17 protein-coding genes and 1 pseudogene are annotated in these 17,838 nt (G+C 69.8%); 9 read left to right on the top strand and 9 right to left on the bottom strand.

Going from position 1 to position 17,838, the window contains the following annotated elements; genetic code table 11:
- The first annotated feature begins 24 nt into the window (after positions 1-24).
- The 7 genes from rnpA (at position 25) to K3N28_RS13700 (ending at position 5,805) form a co-directional block, all read left to right on the top strand.
- Positions 25-453, top strand: a complete 429-nt coding sequence (gene rnpA, locus K3N28_RS13730; RefSeq protein ID WP_228093102.1) for a ribonuclease P protein component — start codon at positions 25-27, stop codon at positions 451-453.
- On the top strand, positions 450-791 hold the full coding sequence (yidD, locus tag K3N28_RS13725; RefSeq protein WP_228093101.1) for a membrane protein insertion efficiency factor YidD: 342 nt from the start codon (positions 450-452) through the stop codon (positions 789-791). The genes rnpA and yidD overlap by 4 nt, the downstream gene beginning before the upstream one ends.
- Positions 788-1,903: a membrane protein insertase YidC gene (gene yidC, locus K3N28_RS13720; protein WP_374209766.1), complete on the top strand. Its 1,116-nt coding sequence runs from the start codon at positions 788-790 to the stop codon at positions 1,901-1,903. The genes yidD and yidC overlap by 4 nt, the downstream gene beginning before the upstream one ends.
- A 91-nt stretch (positions 1,904-1,994) precedes the next feature.
- Positions 1,995-2,489 (top strand): R3H domain-containing nucleic acid-binding protein, encoded by a 495-nt coding sequence (locus K3N28_RS13715; protein ID WP_228093100.1) that lies wholly within the window; start codon positions 1,995-1,997, stop codon positions 2,487-2,489.
- A gap of 107 nt (positions 2,490-2,596) precedes the next feature.
- The gene (rsmG, locus tag K3N28_RS13710; protein WP_228093099.1) at positions 2,597-3,214 is read left to right on the top strand and encodes a 16S rRNA (guanine(527)-N(7))-methyltransferase RsmG; all 618 of its coding nucleotides are present in this window, start codon (positions 2,597-2,599) and stop codon (positions 3,212-3,214) included.
- A gap of 533 nt (positions 3,215-3,747) precedes the next feature.
- Positions 3,748-4,728, top strand: coding sequence for a ParA family protein (locus K3N28_RS13705; RefSeq protein ID WP_374209765.1), 981 nt, complete (start codon positions 3,748-3,750; stop codon positions 4,726-4,728).
- 3 nt (positions 4,729-4,731) lie between these two features.
- The gene (locus tag K3N28_RS13700; RefSeq protein ID WP_374209764.1) at positions 4,732-5,805 is read left to right on the top strand and encodes a ParB/RepB/Spo0J family partition protein; all 1,074 of its coding nucleotides are present in this window, start codon (positions 4,732-4,734) and stop codon (positions 5,803-5,805) included.
- Between the two features lie 295 nt (positions 5,806-6,100).
- Here K3N28_RS13700 and K3N28_RS13695 read toward each other — a convergent pair whose 3' ends face one another.
- The gene (locus tag K3N28_RS13695; RefSeq protein WP_228093097.1) at positions 6,101-6,664 is read right to left on the bottom strand and encodes a GNAT family N-acetyltransferase; all 564 of its coding nucleotides are present in this window, start codon (positions 6,662-6,664) and stop codon (positions 6,101-6,103) included.
- Between the two features lie 182 nt (positions 6,665-6,846).
- Here K3N28_RS13695 and K3N28_RS13690 point away from each other — a divergent pair, with 182 nt between their 5' ends.
- On the top strand, positions 6,847-7,530 hold the full coding sequence (locus tag K3N28_RS13690; RefSeq protein WP_228093096.1) for a hypothetical protein: 684 nt from the start codon (positions 6,847-6,849) through the stop codon (positions 7,528-7,530).
- A gap of 377 nt (positions 7,531-7,907) precedes the next feature.
- Here K3N28_RS13690 and K3N28_RS13685 read toward each other — a convergent pair whose 3' ends face one another.
- Together K3N28_RS13685 and K3N28_RS13680 are read right to left on the bottom strand one after the other, a co-directional pair.
- Complete coding sequence (locus K3N28_RS13685) at positions 7,908-8,873, bottom strand: D-alanine--D-alanine ligase (RefSeq protein WP_228093095.1); 966 nt, start codon at positions 8,871-8,873, stop codon at positions 7,908-7,910.
- Complete coding sequence (locus tag K3N28_RS13680) at positions 8,870-10,117, bottom strand: PLP-dependent aminotransferase family protein (RefSeq protein WP_374209763.1); 1,248 nt, start codon at positions 10,115-10,117, stop codon at positions 8,870-8,872. The genes K3N28_RS13685 and K3N28_RS13680 overlap by 4 nt, the downstream gene beginning before the upstream one ends.
- A gap of 276 nt (positions 10,118-10,393) precedes the next feature.
- Between K3N28_RS13680 and K3N28_RS13675 the strand changes: the two are divergent.
- Positions 10,394-10,963: pseudogene (locus K3N28_RS13675) on the top strand (GNAT family N-acetyltransferase); the annotation flags it as partial.
- Positions 10,964-11,388: 425 nt separating this feature from the next.
- Here K3N28_RS13675 and trxA read toward each other — a convergent pair.
- The 6 genes from trxA to murJ all read right to left on the bottom strand — a co-directional run bounded on the left by trxA (position 11,389) and on the right by murJ (position 17,825).
- Positions 11,389-11,703 carry a thioredoxin gene (trxA, locus tag K3N28_RS13670; RefSeq protein WP_228093092.1) on the bottom strand — a complete coding sequence of 105 codons (315 nt, stop codon included), beginning with the start codon at positions 11,701-11,703 and terminating at the stop codon, positions 11,389-11,391.
- 34 nt (positions 11,704-11,737) lie between these two features.
- A complete protein-coding gene (gene trxB, locus K3N28_RS13665) occupies positions 11,738-12,670 on the bottom strand; it encodes a thioredoxin-disulfide reductase (RefSeq protein ID WP_228093091.1) in 933 nt (310 codons plus the stop codon).
- Between the two features lie 186 nt (positions 12,671-12,856).
- Positions 12,857-13,633, bottom strand: coding sequence for a hypothetical protein (locus K3N28_RS13660; RefSeq protein ID WP_228093090.1), 777 nt, complete (start codon positions 13,631-13,633; stop codon positions 12,857-12,859).
- Entirely contained in the window at positions 13,630-14,367 is a 738-nt protein-coding gene (gene sigM, locus K3N28_RS13655) for an RNA polymerase sigma factor SigM (RefSeq protein ID WP_228093089.1), read from the bottom strand. The genes K3N28_RS13660 and sigM overlap by 4 nt, the downstream gene beginning before the upstream one ends.
- 10 nt (positions 14,368-14,377) lie before the next feature.
- Positions 14,378-15,865: a protein kinase family protein gene (locus K3N28_RS13650; protein ID WP_228093088.1), complete on the bottom strand. Its 1,488-nt coding sequence runs from the start codon at positions 15,863-15,865 to the stop codon at positions 14,378-14,380.
- A gap of 139 nt (positions 15,866-16,004) precedes the next feature.
- Positions 16,005-17,825: a murein biosynthesis integral membrane protein MurJ gene (gene murJ, locus K3N28_RS13645; protein ID WP_228093087.1), complete on the bottom strand. Its 1,821-nt coding sequence runs from the start codon at positions 17,823-17,825 to the stop codon at positions 16,005-16,007.
- Positions 17,826-17,838: the final 13 nt, after the last annotated feature.

Raw genomic sequence — 17,838 nt, 5'->3', positions numbered from 1 at the left:
GGCCTCGACGAGGACGTGATCCAGGTGCTTCCAGCCGACGCGCGCATTCGCAGCAGCCGGGACTTCGGTTCGGTGCTCAAGCGAGGCCGCCGCGCCGCCCGCGGCGGCGTCGTCGTGCACTGGGCACCTGCGCCGCACCGGACCGAAGACCACTCGGCTTCACCGCCGTCGACACCGCCCGCCGCCGATGCGAACCGCACGGCGCGGGCGGGTTTCGTCGTCTCCAAGGCCGTCGGGAACGCCGTCGTCCGCAACAAGGTCAAGCGCCGCCTGCGCCACGCCGCCGCCGCCGAACTGCCGCACTGGCCCGCCGGAACCGACGTGGTCGTGCGGGCCACGCCCCGCGCCGCCGAACGCGACTTCGCCGGGCTGCGACGGGACCTCACCGACGCCGTGCAGGCCGCCCGCAGCGGCAAAGGCGGCGGCCCCCGCGGGCGCCGGGGTGCGCCATGATCCACCCCGCGGCCGCGCCGGTCCCCGCCCCGATCGAACCCCCGCCCGCCGCACCGGTACGAACGGCCGAGACACCCCTGGTCCGTGTGGTCGCCGCACCGGTGATCGCGTACCGTCGGTGGGTGAGCCCGGCGCTGCCGGCACGCTGCCGTTTCTACCCCAGTTGCAGCGCATATACCCTTGAGGCGCTGTCCCGACACGGTGTCGTGCGTGGCATATGGTTGAGCCTGCGACGGCTGGGACGGTGCCACCCCTTTCATCCCGGGGGTCACGACCCCGTACCTCCCCGGCATGAGCACGTGAATTCGAAGACCGAGATGACTGGAGTCCGCAAGTGATGGAGTGGGCCTACAACGGCGTGTCCTGGGTGCTGTTGCGGTGGCACGACCTGTGGGCGAAGGTCTTCGACGGATCCACCTCCCTCTCGACCGACTGGTCATGGGTCCTCGCCATCGTCGGCGTGGTGCTGACGCTCCGGATCATCCTCTTCCCGCTCTTCGTGAAGCAGATCCAGTCGCAGCGCGCGATGCAGAAGCTCGCCCCCGAGATCAAGGCGCTCCAGGAGCGCTACAAGGGTGACCGCGAGACGCTCCAGAAAGAGATGATGGAGCTGTACCGCAAGGAGAAGGCCAACCCCCTCATGGGCTGCCTTCCCATCCTCATCCAGATGCCGGTCTTCCTGGCGCTGTTCCACGTGCTGCGCCGTCCCGACCCGCTGCAGACCGAGAACCACACGCTGTACGGCTGGGTGGAGCAGGACTGGACCTCCTACGTCCACGCCTCGCTGTTCGACGCGCCGTTCTGGAGCACCTTCCTGACCAGCGGCGACCAGCTCGCGGCGGTCGGCTCCTCCGCGCTCGCGGTCAAGCTCGTCGCCGGCATCCTCGGCGCGGCCATGATCCTCACGACCTACCTGACCACGCGTCAGATGATCCTGAAGACCGGCTGGAACGAGGACCCGAACCAGCGGATGATCCAGAAGGTGATGCTCTACGGCATCCCGGTGATCATGATCTTCTCCGCCGGCGCCTTCCCCATCGGCGTGGTCATCTACTGGACCGTGAACAACCTGTTCTCGCTCGCGCAGCAGCAGTACGTGCTCCACAAGTACCCGCCGCCCGCGCAGAACAACGCGACGGCGAAGCCGCCGAAGCCCGGGAGCAAGGCGCACCAGCAGATGCTCGAAGAGCAGCGCGAAGCCGAGCAGCGCCGCAAGGAACTGGCCCCCAAGCCGGGCCAGAAGCCGAAGAAGCACACCGGACCGAAGCGGCCCGTCAACGGCACGGGCGTCGGCGACGTCGCCGACCCCGGGTCGAACGGCTCCGAGGGCCCGAAGCCCGCGGCGAAAGGCGGCCCCGGCGCGGGCAAGAACCTCTCACGGGCGGAACGCATCGCTCGGGCCAAGAAGGTCAGCGGCGCGCAGCAGGCCTCCAAGAAGAAAAAAGGCTAGGGGCACGATCCGGGGCCGCGCAGGCACCCCGAATCAGCCACAATGGTGCAAACTAGGCTTATATAACTAGCGATAGGACGAGTTGGCAATTATGGGAGCAACGGTGCGGGAGGACGAGGTGGCCTCCGAAGACGACCTCTTTGAGCAGAGCGAAGTGGCGGCCGACTACATGGAAGGCCTGCTGGACATCCTCGACCTCGACGGCGACATCGACGAACTGGTGGTCGGCGACCGCCCCCAGGTCGAGATCGTCGGCGAAGACCTCGGCGGCCTGGTCGGCCCGAAGGGCCAGACCCTGGAAGCCCTTCAGGAGCTCTGCCGCCTGGCGGTGTACCGCAAGACCGGGGACCACTCGCGCCTGATGCTCGACATCGGGGGCTACCGTGCCGGACGCCGCAAGAAGCTGGCCGAGCTGGCCGAGAAGACCGCCAAGCGGGTCATCGAGACCGGTGACGTCGTCAAGCTGGACCCCATGAGCGCCTTCGAGCGCAAGTGCGTCCACGACGTCATCAACGCCACCGAAGGCGTGCAGAGCGAGTCGGAAGGCGCCGAGCCGCGCCGCCGGGTCGTCGTCAAGCCCGAATAACCTGCGATCCCGCAGGGGCATCGTCAATACGCGGAGTGAAAATGACTGAGGAGCCGAACGGCTCCGAAATCGCCGAGGCCAATGTTTCACGTGAAACATTGGCCTCTGTGTTCGGAGCGGACGACGAGCGGATCGCCTGGGCGGAGGGCTATGTCGGCCTGCTGTCGACGATCGGCATCGAACGCGGAATCATCGGCCCTCGCGAAGTGCCGCGGCTGTGGGGCCGGCACATCCTCGGCAGCGCCGTAGTCGAGGAGCTCATCCCCGAGAAGGCCGACGTGGTCGACGTCGGCTCCGGCGGCGGCCTGCCGGGCATCCCGTTGGCCATCGCCCGCCCCGACCTGTGGGTGACGCTGGTCGAGCCGATGCAGCGTCGCGTGGACTTCCTGGGGGAGGTCATCGCGGCCCTCGGCGTGCCGAACGTCGAGGTGCTCCGGGCCCGCGCCGACGAGGTCTCGCCGCGCGGCCAGTCCGACGTCGTGGTCTCGCGAGCCGTTGCGCCGCTGGGCAAGTTGGTGGGCTGGTGCCTGCCGCTGGCGCGCAAAGGCGGCGTGATGCTCGCGATCAAGGGCCAAGGCGCGGCATTGGAGGTCAAGGAGAACGCGGGCCTCATCAAGCGGGCCGGCGGCGGCAAGGCCGAGATCTTGATGTGCGGCGAATCGAAACTGACGGACCCCGTCTTCACCGTCCCCGCAACCGTGGTGCGCATCGAACGAGCCCGGTGACCGAGCACGCCAACCGAGGCGGCTGATCGTCTCATCGAATGCGCTTCCGCCCCGATCAATGCCGCGATGAACTCCTCATCGCGGCATTGCGCGCGGTGGACTCGTCGCTTTGCGCTGTGCGGAGTACACCCGGTTCGGATAGTGTATGGCTCGTAAGCTTCTCCGAGCAGGGCGATGTTTCACGTGAAACATTCGGCCCGTAGTCTGTGGCGGTGAACGTGCGCGACCCCCTTCCCTCCGAAGATCGTGAACTCCCGAACTCCCTTGGCGGCGATACCCCGGCCGAACGGCGCATCAGAAACCTCCTCGACGCGGCCGTGAGCGAGGAAGCGCCCCCGTCGCGGCGGCACCGCTATCGAGAAACTTCCCCGACGCCGGGTGGCGCAGCCCGCGGGCTCGATCAGCGTGAGTCAGAATCGGTGACGACGGAGTCCGGTGCGGACGGCGGAACGCCGTCAAGGCGATCCGACAACAGCGGGGAACGGGGCGGAATGCGCAGATCCACATCGCAGCGAGGCAGGTCCGGAAGGCACTTGGCGCCGGAGGAAACGGCGCCGACGACACCGCGGCAGGCGACCGTCGAGACGCCCGCAGCGGCACCGGCTTCCCCGGTCGACGACGACCTGCCCCTCGCGCGCGAAGCGCAGCGGGCGGTGCGCGTGCTCAATCCTTCGGGCAGCGTGACGATGCCGCGGCCGCCGCGCCGCCGTGTCTTCGCGGTCGCCAACCAGAAGGGCGGCGTCGGCAAGACCACCAGCACGGTGAACCTCGCGGTGGCCTTGGCGCTGCACGGGAACCGGGTGATGGTCGTGGACCTCGACCCGCAGGGAAACGCCTCCACAGGTCTCGGCGTCGAGCACGGCGCGGGCACGCCCAGCGTGTACGAGGCCGTGGTCGAGGGGATGCCGCTCGATGAGATCGCGGTGCCCGTCGAGGGGATCCCGTCCCTCTACTGCGTCCCGGCCACGATCGACCTCGCCGGCGCCGAAGTCGAACTCGTCAGCGTCGTGGCCCGCGAAGCCCGCCTGCAGAAGAGCATCGACGCGTTCAGCGGCGAACTCGACTACATCTTCATCGACTGCCCGCCGTCGCTCGGACTGCTCACGGTGAACGCCCTCGTGGCCGCCGAGGAAGTCCTCATTCCGATCCAGTGCGAGTACTACGCGCTCGAAGGCCTGGGGCAGCTCCTGCGGAACATCGAGCTCATCAAGGCGCACCTGAACGCGCGTCTCCGTGTCTCCACGATACTGCTCACCATGTACGACAAGCGGACCAAGCTCGCCGATCAGGTGGAGCAGGAAGTGCGCGGGCACTTCAGCGAGATCGTGCTCGACGCGGTGGTCCCGCGCAGCGTCCGCGTCTCGGAGGCTCCCGGATACGGGCAGTCGATCATGACGTACGACCCCGGCTCGCGGGGAGCGACGAGTTATTTCGAAGCGGCCGAGGAGATCGCACGGCGGGGCGCGAAGCTCGCCGCGAGGCGCGACGGCAAGAACCAGAAGGGCGGGAACTAGTCGATGGTGGCGGCGAAACGCGGAGGGCTCGGTCGCGGGCTGGGCGCACTCATCCCGACCGGTCTGGCCGAGACCACGACGTTCGAATCGGACGAGGAGCCGGAGCCGACTCCCGAGCCGGCCGCGGCGCCTCGTCAGTCGGTGTCGAAGCGGCGCGATGTTTCACGTGAAACCTCCCGCGTCGACGAGCCCGATGTTTCACGTGAAACATCGGAGGGAGGGGAACTCGTGCCGGTGCCCGGCGCGAGCTTCCAGCTGATCCCGATCGCGGACATCGGCACGAACCCGAAGCAGCCGCGCCAGATCTTCGATGAGGAGCACCTCATCGAACTCCAGACGTCGCTGACGGAAGTCGGGATGCTGCAGCCGATCGCGGTGCGCGAGCGCAGCGCCGAGGAACCGCGCGCCGACGGCGCCCGTTTCGAACTCGTCATGGGCGAGCGGCGGCTTCGGGCCGCGACGGCGCTCGGCTGGGAGAGCGTCCCGGCGATCGTCCGCCGCACCGCGGACGAGGAACTCCTCCGTGAAGCGCTCCTGGAGAACATCCACCGCGTGCAGCTGAACCCGCTCGAAGAGGGCGCGGCCTATCAGCAACTGCTCGAAGAGTTCAACGTGACGCAGGAGGAGCTGGCCAAGAAGATCGGCCGCAGCCGCCCGCAGATCTCGAACATGATCCGGCTCCTGAGTCTCCCGCCGACGGTGCAGACGAAGGTGGCGGCCGGAGTCTTGACGGCGGGCCACGCCCGGGCGCTCCTGGGTCTCGACAGTTCGGACACGCAGGAGCACATCGCGGAGCGGATCATCAGCGAGGGCCTGTCGGTGCGGAGCACCGAGGAGCTCGTGACGGCCAACCGCCTGGAGGAGAAGCCGGAACTCGATGAGCCGCGCGGTGCGTCCTCGCGAGCCGCGAAGGACCGCGTCAAGGCCCCGGGACTGGAAGAACTCAAGGAGCGCCTCTCGGACCACTTCGAGACGCAGGTGGCGATCTCCTGGGGCCGCAAGAAGGGCAAGATCACGATCGAATTCGGGTCCCTGGCCGACCTCGATCGCATCGTCGAGCAGATCGGCGTCGAGTGACCCGCGAAACTGATCGGCCCCCAACGAGTCCGACACTCCAGTACTAGGGAGCGGCCTCATCCGGCTGAAAGGTGAATCCGGATATTCCCGAATTGTCCGCCCGGGGGGCCCCTTGGTTGAACACTATCCCGCGGGTATGACAGAACAGCGGTCGCGCCGTTCACTCGTCCGAGTGACACCTGACCGACGAAATGAGCCGGGGCGATGTTTCACGTGAAACATCGCCCCGGCTTCGCTTTGCTGTTCAGAGGGAACGGCGTGGGGGAGGGCCGCTTGCGCAGCCCCATCACTCCGGTTAGGAGAGTTCCCGCCACATGATGATGTCGTCCCGGTAGTCGTCATCGGCCATGCGCACCGCGCGCGGCAGACGTCCGACCTCGGTGAAGCCGTGCCTCCGATAGAAGGCGTCGGCTCCCGTGCCCGAGCGGACCTTGAGGCTCAGGGCCTCGAGCTTCAGCTCTTCGCGTGCGACTTGGTCGACTGCCGCCAGGAGTTTGCCGCCGAGACCGCCGCCTTGCCGGGCGGGGTCGACCTGGACGTGGCGGATGGTCCGCCAGCCCTGGCGCGGCGGGCTGTCGTTTGATGTGAGAACACACCAAGCGACAATGGCGGCTCCTTCCTGAAGAGCGACCAGCGTGTCAGTCTGGTCGATCACTCGCGCGAGAATGGAAACGGTGTGAGGGCGAACCTCGTCGATGTTGACCGGCGGGACGAATCCGACGGAACCGCCGGCGTTCGTCACTCTCACCCAGAGATGGGAAAGTTCGTCAACGAGCGCGGCGGTGACCGGCGGATCCACCAGCACGGCGATGTCGCCGCCCGAAACGGGCGTCGCCTCCGGCGTGGGACTGTCAGTCACTGTTGCTTGCACGCCTTCCAGCTTGCCCTACGGACCGGCCCTCCCGACAGCCTCTTCCCGCCATATGGGCGCATGTCACTGTCGACCGTGTAACTCGCGGTCTGGACGCAATTGACCCGGTTCGCGACTGCTCGATCGGTCCACTGTCGGGGGTCGTCTGGAGCGGGAAAATCGCAACCGCAGTGAAATCTGCCAAAAGGTTGATTCCGGTGGTTTCCAGGCTCGCCATCATGCGGTATTTTTCGGTGGTGGCATCTGCGACTACCCCCGGCCCGAATCCCAAGCCTGACCTGACGAACCAGAGCCGACAACACCTGAATCCGCGCGCGAACGGCGTCCGCGCCGCCCTGCCGCCTTTCGTCGACTGGCCCGCTTTCCCTTTCGAAGGCGAGCTGCGCATCAAAGCGCTGCAGGAACCGGTGAGCGTCGAGCCGCCGCGACGCGGCGACCGCCAAGAGCAATGCGCGGCCTGCCACACCCCTGACTCGGCTTACCTATGGACGAACGAGCGGTGGCGCCTCAAGAGCCCGCCGGCGCCGAGTGGGCTGCCGGTGGTGGTCATCCTCGAACCGCGCGCGCATCTCGACCTGGGGGACCTCTCGACGATGCACGCCGCTGAACTCGGGGTGCTGACGGTGCGTCTGGAACGGGCGATCCGGTCGCTGGAATCGGTGGCGCAGGTCCACGTGAACCGCTGGGGCGACGGCACCGCGCATCTCCAGCAGTGGTTCCTGGCCCGCCCGCAGGGTTACCTTCAGCTGCGCGGCCCGTTCATGACGATGTGGGACGAGATCCTGCCGCCGGTGGAGGAGCACGAATGGCGCATGAACCTCGAATACATCTCCGCTTGGCTCACGGACGACTGAGTCAATGACCGATCGACCTGAATGATTCACCCCGGATCGGGTGAACCGCGAGGCCGCTGTTCTGTCGCACCCGCCGGATAGTGTTCGACCAAGGGGTCCCCTGGGCGGACAAATCGGGAATATCCGGATTCATGTTCGCAGGGGCACCGACTTGCTGAGACGGCTGAGGGCGTCGATGTTTCACGTGAAACATCGACGCCCTCCAGCGTCCCTGAGGCGCGGTGCGCATAAAGCTGCTGTGAAACGAGCCCGGGGCGGGAACCGGAGATCCGGTTCCCGCCCCTGCGCGTTTGTCGGTGAAGCGGACGGCAGTCGATGCCGCGACAGGACGCGTCCGTTGTCGATCGGGGAGGACTGGGTGAAGTCCGCCGCTCGATTCAGGCTCGAGCCATGGCCCGGCGGACCAGTGCCGCCAAGGTCTCGCCGAAGTCGAGGCCCGCCGCATTGATCGCCATGGGCAGCAGCGAGGTCTCAGTGGTGCCGGGGGCGACGTTCGCCTCCAAGACCTGAACATCGCCCGCGTCGTCCACGATCATGTCGATCCGGGAGATGTCGCCCAGCCCGAGAGTCCGGTGGACCTGCACCGCCAGATCCGCGACCCGCTCGGCGACCGGCTCGCTCATCGCCGCCGGCACCGTCCACCGCGTCGCGCCCGGGTTGTACCGGGCGGCGTAGTCGTAGTCGCCGTGCAGCGGTGCGATCTCCACCGGCGGAAGGGCTTGAGGGCCCTCGCCGAGGTCGACCACGCCGACCGCGATGTCACGGCCCTCGACGAACGACTCGATGAGCGCCTCGTCGCTGTAGGAGAAGCACCCCATCATCGCCGACGGGAAGTCGTCCTCCTTGTGCACGGCGTGCACGCCGAGGCCCGAGCCGCCCGAGTTCGGCTTGACGACCAGCGGCAGGCCCATCTTCGCGGCGATTCGGTCGAGGAGCTTGCGCGCCCCGAAGTCCGAGAACGCCTGGCGCGGCATCGACGTCCAGTCGGGGGTCGGGATCCCGGCCGTCCGCAGCAGGTCCTTGGCGGTGATCTTATTCCACGCGCGGCGCGCGCCGATCGACCCGGTGCCCACGATCGGGATGTCGATGAGCTCGAGCACCGCCTGCAGCGAGCCGTCCTCGCCCGGAGCGCCGTGCACGAGCGGCAGCACCACGTCGGGCGGGAACTCCTGGAGCGCGGGCAGCAGCTCGCCGTCGAGGTCCCGGACGTCGCAGACCATGCCCTGCCGCTGCAGGGCGTCCGCGGCCCGGCGGCCCGACTTCAGCGAGACCTCGTGCTCGTAGGACATGCCTCCGGCGAGGATGAGCACGCGGATGTCCGAGGCGGCGGCGCGCTCCTTCATGCCGCGCCTCCCGCGAAGGTGTCGCGCAGGTCGATGTCACCGGCGACGACGCCGGCGAGGCGGCGCACGCCCTCGCGGATGGTCTCCGAGGTCTGGGTCGAGAAATTCAAGCGCATCTCCCTGCGGCCGTTGCCGTCGGCATAGAAGCCGGTGCCCGGGACGTAGGCCACGCGCTCTTGGAGCGCCCGCGGCAGCATCGCCTTCGAGTCGAGCCCGTCGGGCAGCGTGGCCCAGATGAACAGGCCGCCTCCCGGCACCGTCCAGGTCATGCCCTCGGGCATGTAGTCGCCGAGGGCCGCGAGCAGCGCGTCGCGGCGGTCCCGGTAGAGCGTGTTGAAGACCTTCACCTGCTGGCGCCACTCCATCTCGGTGAGGAAGCGCAGCGTCGCCTCCTGCGTGAGGCCCGAGGGGCACAGGATGGACGCCTCGATCGCCAGCAGCAGCTTGTCGCGCACCGCGGGCGGGGCGAGGACCCAGCCGAGGCGCAGGCCCGCGGCGAAGATCTTGGAGACCGTGCCGAGGTAGATGACCCCGCGCTCGGCGCGGGCGCGCAGCGGCGCGGGCGGGGCGCCGTCGAAGTTGATCATCGAGTACGGGTCGTCCTCGATGATGAGGAGGCCGTGCCGTTCGGCGATCACGAGGATCTCCTCGCGGCGGCTCTCGGTCATGGTGACGCCGGCCGGGTTCTGGTAGGTCGGGATCGTGTAGAGGAACTTCGCCTGGCGTCCTTCGCGTTGGAGCGCGGCGAGGCCCGCTTCGAGGCCGGCGGGGATGAGCCCGTCGTCGTCCATCGGCAGGTGCCGGACGTCGGCCTGGGCGGCCTGGAAGGCCCCGAGCGCGCCGACGTAGGTCGGGCCTTCGGCGAGCACGATGTCGCCGGGGTCGAGGAAGGTGCGGGCGAGCAGGTCGAGGCCCTGCTGCGCGCCGGTGGTGAGGACGAGGTCGTCGGCCGAGGCGCGGATCCCGGACAGCTCCAGGACCCCGCACAGCGCTTCGCGCAGCGCGACGCTGCCCTGCCCGGGGCAGTAGCCGAGGGCTTCGGCGCCGACCTGGGAGAGGAGGCGGGTGAACATCTCGCCGAGTTCGTCCATGGGGAGCGCGGCGGTGTAGGGGTTGCCGCCGGCGAGAGACACGACTTCGGGGCGCGAGGCGACCGAGAACAGTGCGCGGATCTCCGACTGTGCCATCCCGTGAACCCGGGATGCGTAGCGACCGGTGTAATCGTCGAGTGTTGTACCGGACACGCGGAGACCTCCTCTGATGGTCCTCGTCGCCCGCGATCCGTGCTCGCGGGTCGTGCGCTGCGTCGCCGGAAGACGCGAGGTCTTGACCGGGGCTCGATGCGCTGGGATCTCGTATGAACACGCCCGTCCGCCGAACGCGGTTGCCCTCGGGGCCCGAGCGGCGCTGTGACCAGCCTACGGCAGCGGACGCGTGATCGGCCCACTCTACTAGCACACCGGCCGAGGGCCGCGCGTGTTTTCCGTCATGTGGACGGGTTTGCGGCGTACGCTGGTCGGGTGCATCGGCGCATGGTCAACCTCACACTCGACTCCTTGGAAGCGATTCCGGGGCGCTGCCGCGCCTGCGTGTTCTGGGAGCTGTCGCCCCTGTGCGCCGAGGCCGCCCGTGACGTGGGCGAGCCCGCGCTGGAGAAGGAGGCGTGGCTGTCGCACACGCTCCTGGAGTGGGGCGGGTGCGGCCGGATCGCCTACGAAGGCGACTCCGTGGCCGGATACGTGACCTACGCGTCGCCGAAGTTCGTGCCGCGCTCGGTGGAGTTCCCGTCGGGGCCGGTATCGCCGGATGCGGCGCTGTTGATGACCGCGTACGTGGAGCCGGCGTACGCGGGGACGGGCCTGGGGCGGCAGCTGGTGCAGACGGTCGCGGCCGACGCGGCGCGGCGGGGGATCTACGCGATCGAGACGTTCGGCGACGCGCGCGGCGAGGCCGGCGCCTGCCTGGTGCCGGCGGACTTCTACCGCTCGGTGGGGTTCAAGACGGTCCGGTCGGATCCGCGGTATCCGCGGCTGCGCCTGGAGCTGCGCTCGGCGCTCGACCGGAGCGTGGAGGCCGAGGAGTCGAGGGAGCTGAGCGACTCGGTGGAGTGGTTCAAGCTCGACGACACCGAGCTGGAGCAGTTCTTCGGCGAGCCGACCACCGGCCGGAACCGCATCGACCGGCCGGGGAATCAGCGCGGCGGCGACCTCTTCGACCGCGCTCCCCTCGACCGTGCCCTCCGCGACCGTGCCCTCCGCGACCGTGCCGTCCCTGATCGCGCCGCCGCGAGCCGCGGATGCGGCGTCGCCTGCGGTGCGTCGGGGTGCGGCCGCCCGCGTTGACCGCGGGAGATCGGCCGTCGTCGGGTCTCGTTGCGGCCGAAGGTGAAAGCGGATATTCCCGAAATGTCCGCCCAAGGGACCCCTTCATATAAAAATAGCGCGGGGGTATGACACGAATCAGGGGACGAAGCCGCAGCTCCATCCCCCGATCGGTGAAAAACTGTTCGCGTTCCCTACTGGCCCAGGAACTTGCGGATCGCGGCCTTGGGCTGGGCGCCGATGAGCTGGTCGGCGGGCTGGCCGTCCTTGAACAGGATCATCGTCGGCACGCTCATCACCTGGTACTTCCGGGTGATCTCCGGGTTCGCGTCGGTGTCGAGCTTGCGGATCTCGATCGAGTCGATCTCGGTGGCGAGCTCCTCGAGCACCGGCTGGACCTTCTTGCACGGCCCGCACCATTCGGCCCAGAAGTCGACCAGGACCGGCTTTCCGGCCTCCAGCACCTCGGTCTGGAATTCGGCGTCGCTCACTGCTTTGATGGCGCCCATGGGCATCCTCCTGTGTGTCTGAAAGGCGAAAGGATCAGTCGTTGAGGGCGGCGATGTAGCGCTCGGCGTCGAGCGCGGCCGCGCAGCCGGTGCCGGCGGCGGTCACCGCCTGCTGGTAGGTGTGGTCCACGAGGTCGCCCGCGGCGAACACGCCCGTCAGGTTGGTGCGGGTCGACGGCGCGGCCACCTTCACGTACCCGGACTCGTCGAGTTCCACCTGGCCCTTGAACAGCTCCGAGCGCGGGTCGTGGCCGATCGCGATGAACAGCCCGGTGACGGGCAGGACGCCCGGCGCGCCCGTGACCGTGTCGATCAGGTCGACGCTGGAGACCTTGCCGTCGGTGCCGTTGATCTGCGTGACCGCCGAGTTCCAGGCGACCTCGATCTTCGGGTTCGCCAGGGCCCGCTCGGCCATGATCTTGGAGGCGCGGAACTCGTCCCGGCGGTGGACGATCGTGACCTTGGAGGCGAACTTGGTGAGGAACGTGGCCTCCTCCATCGCGGAGTCGCCGCCGCCGACGACCGCGATGTGCTGGTCGCGGAAGAAGAAGCCGTCGCAGGTGGCGCACGCCGAGACGCCGCGGCCCATGAGCTCGTTCTCGCCGGGCACGTTCAGCGGCCGGTACGCCGAGCCGGTCGCGAGGATCACGGCCTTGGCCAGGTACTCGTCGTCGCCGACCCAGACCCGCTTGATCTCGTCGGTGAGGTCGACGCGGGTGACGTCGTCGGAGACGAGCTCGGCGCCGAACCGCTCGGCCTGCTTGCGCCACTGGTCCATGAGCTCGGGGCCCATGATGCCCTCGGGGAAGCCGGGGAAGTTCTCGACCTCGGTCGTCTGCATGAGGGCGCCGCCGAACTGGAAGCCCTCGAACACGAGCGGGCGCATGTTGGCGCGGGCGGTGTACAGCGCGGCGGTGTAGCCGGCCGGGCCCGAGCCGATGATGATGACGTCGCGGATTTCGCTCACCGGGTTCGCTCCTGTGGTGGTTCGGCGTTCCAGGAGGGCTCCCCTGGGAAGTGCTGTCGAGTCTGGCACCTTCAACGCCATCCTATTGACCTGAAATTCCGCGGTGAGGTGCTGTGTCGGGCGTGTGACAGGCGTATAAGCCGATCGTGGGGAACCTCACGCGGAGCGGCCCGATGCGGGCCGGGGTCAGGGCTGCGCGGCGAGCGGTTCGATGACGCCGTCGGCGCACGCGGGAGTGAGGGCCACGGCCATGTCGCCGGAGTCGCCGACCATGAGCGCCATGATCGCCGGCTCCGAGTCGTAGCGGGCGAAGTCGACCGCGACGAGCAGGGCGGCGTACTCGCGGGCGATGGCCTCTTCGCAGCGTTTCCAGAACTCGCCGCCGGCGGCGAGGTCGACGAGTTCGGGCGGGATCGGGCCGACGGTGCTCTCGCTGCCGAGTTCGCGCAGGGCCGCGAGCAGATCGGTGCCGGCGGCGTAGTCGGTGCCGGTGGCGAAGGTCTCGACGCTGGCGATGCCGTCGGCGCCCGTCTCGGGCTCGCTCGCCTCGGTCTGGGCGCCGGCCTCATCGTCCTGCGGGCCGGGCGCGACGCCGGAGTCGGCGGCGTCGTGCTCCTCGGCGAAGACCTCCGCCGAGCCCGCGGAGTCGCCGCCCCCGCCGGGCTCGACGATCTGCAGAGCCGTGGCGACCGCGCCCACGGTGACGAGCACCGCCGCGGCGGCGCTGATGAGCGCGTACCGGACCCGCTTGGGGCGCAGGCGCTCCGCGAGCCGTTCGAGGACGCTTTCGCCGTCGCCGCGGGGGTGCGGGTCGCTGTGGAGGGTGTCGGCGGCCGGGAGGGTCTCGAGGACGCGGTCGAGGCGCTGCCCGACGTGGTCGGGGAGGTCGCCGTAGCCGTCGGAGGCCTGCCGCAGGACGCGGCTGACCTCGTGCTCGGCGTCGCCGGGGCGCTGTCGGCTCATCGGTTCCCCTCCCCTCGTCCTTCGTCAACGGTGCCCGACCGGTGGGGCGCTCCTGGTTCGACGCCCAGTTGCCTCGGGGGGTTCCCCGCCGCGGCCGGGCCTTCGTCGCCTGCGGCGCCGGGTGCGGCGCCGTCCGTCGCCGGGTCGAGGTCGGGCAGCCGCGCGGCGAGGCGCTTGCGCGCCCGGGAGGCGCGGGACTTCACGGTGCCGGGCCGTATTTTGAGGACCGCGGCGACCTCTTCGACGGGATAGCCGAGCATGTCGACGTAGACGAGGACCGCGCGCTGGTCGAACGGCAGGTCGGCGAGGGCCCGGTGGACGCTCAGCCGGAGCGCGACCTGCTGCGGGTCGGTGGCGGGGTCGCTCGCGGCCGGGACGGCGCGGGCCTCGTCGGCGAGCGGCACGGTCGGGCGCCTCCCGGAGGCGCGGATCCGGTCGAGGCAGGCGTTGACGACGATGCGGTGCAGCCAGGTGGTGACCGCCGCGGTCCCGCGGAAGGACCCCGCGCCCTGGTAGGCCTTGATCATCGCGTCCTGCACGGCTTCGGCGGCGTCCTCGGGGTCGGCGAGGGTGCGCACGGCGACCGCCCAGAGCCTGCCGCGGTGGCGGCGGAACAGCTCCCCGAAGGCCTCCCGGTCGCCGCCGACGTGGCGGCGCAGCAGCTCGGCGTCGCTCGGGCAGTCGGGGGCGGCGTCGGACCCGGCGGGCGGGCCGGGCGCGGAGGGGGCGGGCATGGTCGCGGGCTTACCTGACGAAGACGTTGATGTCGCTGATGGTGAGCTTGTAGCCGTCGGAGACGGGGGGCAGCTCGGTCACCCAGACGACGATGAAGCGGGTGGCCTCGCCGCCGGCCTGCAGCTCGATGTTCGTGTCGGCGTCCTCGACGGGCTCGGCCAGGACCGTGAAGTTGTCCACGATGGCCTGGTCGCCTTCGCTGGAGTCCCCCGGGTCCTCGTCGCCGGCGAGCAGGCCCACCGTGGCGCCCGCGCTGGTCATCTGGACGCGCACGGACGCGACCTCGCGGGCCTCGCCGAGGTCGATGAGGATGCCCATGCCGGGCTTGAGGTTCCCGAAGCCCGGGTCGTTGTAGTAGGTGTTCGTGGTCCACCCGGTGGAGGCGTTGCCGTCGATGACGGCCTCGACGTTCTCGCCCTGGTCGCGGTCCCCGTCGGGCGGGTCGACGACGCGAAGCGCGTCGGGGGAGAGCTCGGCCTCGGTGGGCGCGGCGACCGAGGTCTCCTCGGCGGACGGTTCGGCGCCGGTGTCCTCGCCGGTGACCTGGTCCTCGGCCCCGGCGGGGTCGTCGCCGCCGCCGAAGACGACGGCGCTGGTGATGACGCCGGCGAGGATGACCCCGGCGGCGACGGCCGCGATCACGGCGAGGCGCTTCATCCCGGCGGGCGGCGCGTCGGCGGAGCGGCGGCCGAGGTTGATCGACCCGAGGACGCTCGTGGGCCTCGACTCCGCGGCGGCGGGCTCGTCCCCGCCGGACTCGGCGAGGCGGCGCAGCTCGACGGCGAGCTCGGCCGCGGACGGCGGCGTCTGCGAGTGGTCGAGCAGGTCGGCGGTGAGCTTCGAGAGGGCGGCGGGGGTGCCGGGCGCGACCTGGGCGGCGGGGAGGACGGCGCCCCACTCGTCGGTGGCGGCGTCGGCGAGGCCGGTGTTCTCGGCGGGCACGACGCGCGGCCAGGTCCCGGTGAGGCAGGCGTAGAGGGTCGCGCCGAGGGCGCGGACGTCCTCGACGGGGGTGTTGCCGGGCTCGTTGCGCGGCTCGGTGACCATGACCCGGTCGTCCTCGGAGAGGAGGATCGTGCCCGGGTGCAGGTCGGCGTGGGTGACGCCGCCTTCGTGGAGGGCGGCGACGGCGTCGGCGACGGACGCGACCAGTTCGAGCGCGTGCGCGCTCTCCAGGGTCCGGCGTTCGAGGACGCTGCGCAGGGAGGAGCCGTTGACCCATTCGCGCACGACGTAGGCGAAGCGGCCCTCGTCGACCGCGTCGTACACGTCGACCATGGAGTCGACGTGCGCGCGGGAGGCGGCGACGGCGGCGGTCATGGTGGGGGCGGCGTCGTCGCCGCCGGGGGAGCGGAGCACGACCGCGACGGAGCGGTGCAGCAGGACGTCGACGCCGCGCCACAGCTGGCGGTAGCCGTTCGCGCCTCCGACGTGCTCTTCGAGGCGGTACCGCTCCGCGAGCAGGTCGCCCACGGACGGCACTTCGGCGGTGGTCATGATGCGGGGTCCTCCCCTCTCAATGCGACCCTGATGAGGGGTCTTGCCGGCCGGGGCCTTGGTGGGCCGGTTCGGTCATGGTGCGGTCCAGGTGGCTCTGCGGTTTCCGGCCAGAGTGCACGTATGGATCGTACTTCCCTCATCGTCGCAGCTTTGCGCGCACCGTTGCCTGGAGCGACGCCGTCTCAGTGACGCGGAATACCAGGCAGGCCGCGAAGTACACGCCCAGCAACAGGACACCCAGGACGATCGCCGCCGCGAACTGGCCGGCCTTGGAACCGGACACATCGGGCCACACGAGCCAGCCGACGTGCGCGGCGCCCCCGGCGATGAGCGCCGCGGCGCCCGAGCGGACCAGGCCGTTCATCGTCTTGCGCATCCCCAGCAGCCCGATCCGCCTGCGCAGCAGGCTCATCGACAAGAGCAGGCTCACCAGGTACGAGATCCCGTTGGCGGCGAACAGGCCCACCACGACCCACTGCAGCGGCAGGAGGGCGAACGCCAGGAGGTAGCCGCCGATGCGGATCGCGATCACCGGCAGGTTGAACATCGCGACCGTCTTGGTGTCGGTCTGGGCGTAGAACGCGAAGATCTGCAGCTGGCTGATCGAGAACGGCAGCAGCACGATCCCGACCAGCAGGAGGGTCTGCCCGGTCGCGATCGCCATGTCGAAGTCGTAGGCGCCCCACCGGAAGATCGCGAGCGCGATCGGCTCGTGCAGGGCCACGAACGCCGCCGCGATCGGCACCAGCAGGAACGACGCGAGCCGGATCCCGTTGGAGAGGTGGTCGGCCAGCTCCGGCCAGCGCCGGTCGTCGGCGGCGCGCGTCATGCGCGGCATGAGCGCGGTGATGACCGAGACGGCGACGATCCCGTGCGCCATCATCATCATGAGATAGGCGTTGTTGTAGACCGTGGTGCCCGGCACGAACGGGCCGTCGTCGGGGGCGTTGCCGGAGGCGGCGTTGGCGACCTTGATCACGGCCATGACCGCGACCTGGTTGGCGGCCACGAACAGGAGCGTCCAGGCGGCCATGCGGCGGATCTCGCGCAGCGGGAGGTTGCGGAAGTCGAAGCGCAGCCGCCAGGCGAATCCGGCCTTGCGCAGGGCCGGGGCCAGGCACAGGACCTGGATGAGGACGCCCGCCGTGGTGCCGCCGCCGAGGAGCAGGATCATGCCGTTCGACACCTGGTCGGCGCTGGCGAACACCTCGCCGTCGGCGTCCGGGACGGCGTCGCGGGTGTAGACGGCGAAGAAGACGCCGGCGACGGTGATGACGACGAGGTTGTTGATGATCGGCACCCACATGGGCGCGCCGAAGTGCTCGCGGGAGTTGAGGACGCCGGAGAGGACCGCGAAGAGCCCGTACAGGAGCAGGGCCGGGAGCATGAGGTAGGAGAACTCGGTGACCAGCGCGTACTGGTCGGGTTCGGCCATGGCCCGGGCGATGACCGGGGCGGCGGCGGTGACCAGGAGCGCGGCGCCGCCGAGGACGAGCGCGGCGAGGGTGAGCAGGCGCTGGGCGAAGGCGTCGCCGCCGTCGGGGTCGTTCTTGTGGGCCTTGACGAACAGCGGCATGATGATGCTCGCGAACACGCCGCCGAGGACGAGCTCGTAGATCATCTGGGGGAAGTACTGGGCGGTCGTGTAGGAGTTGCCGAGGAGTCCGGCGCCGATGGCGGCCGAGACGACGACGGTGCGGCCGAAGCCGGTGACGCGGGAGACGAGCGAGCCCGCGCCCATGAGGAGGCTGGAGCGGACGACGTTCTTGCCCTGGGTCTGCGGCGGCCCCTGGGGGGTCGGGGCGCCGCTGGGCATCGGGTTCATCGGGGCGTAGCCGTCGCCGGTCTGGGGTCCGAGCGGGGGTTGGGGGGTGCCGTGCGCGTGGTGGGGGCCTCGAAACGGGCCAGACGGCGAGTAGTCGGGGCCCGGGCCCGTTCTCGCGCTAGGTTCGGCCATTCTCGCACTCTCC

The organism is Glycomyces sp. TRM65418 (assembly GCF_019710475.1).
Classification (GTDB): domain Bacteria; phylum Actinomycetota; class Actinomycetes; order Mycobacteriales; family Micromonosporaceae; genus Glycomyces.
Note: the sequence above shows the minus strand (reverse complement) of the source record. Positions and strands in the feature narration are given on the sequence as shown.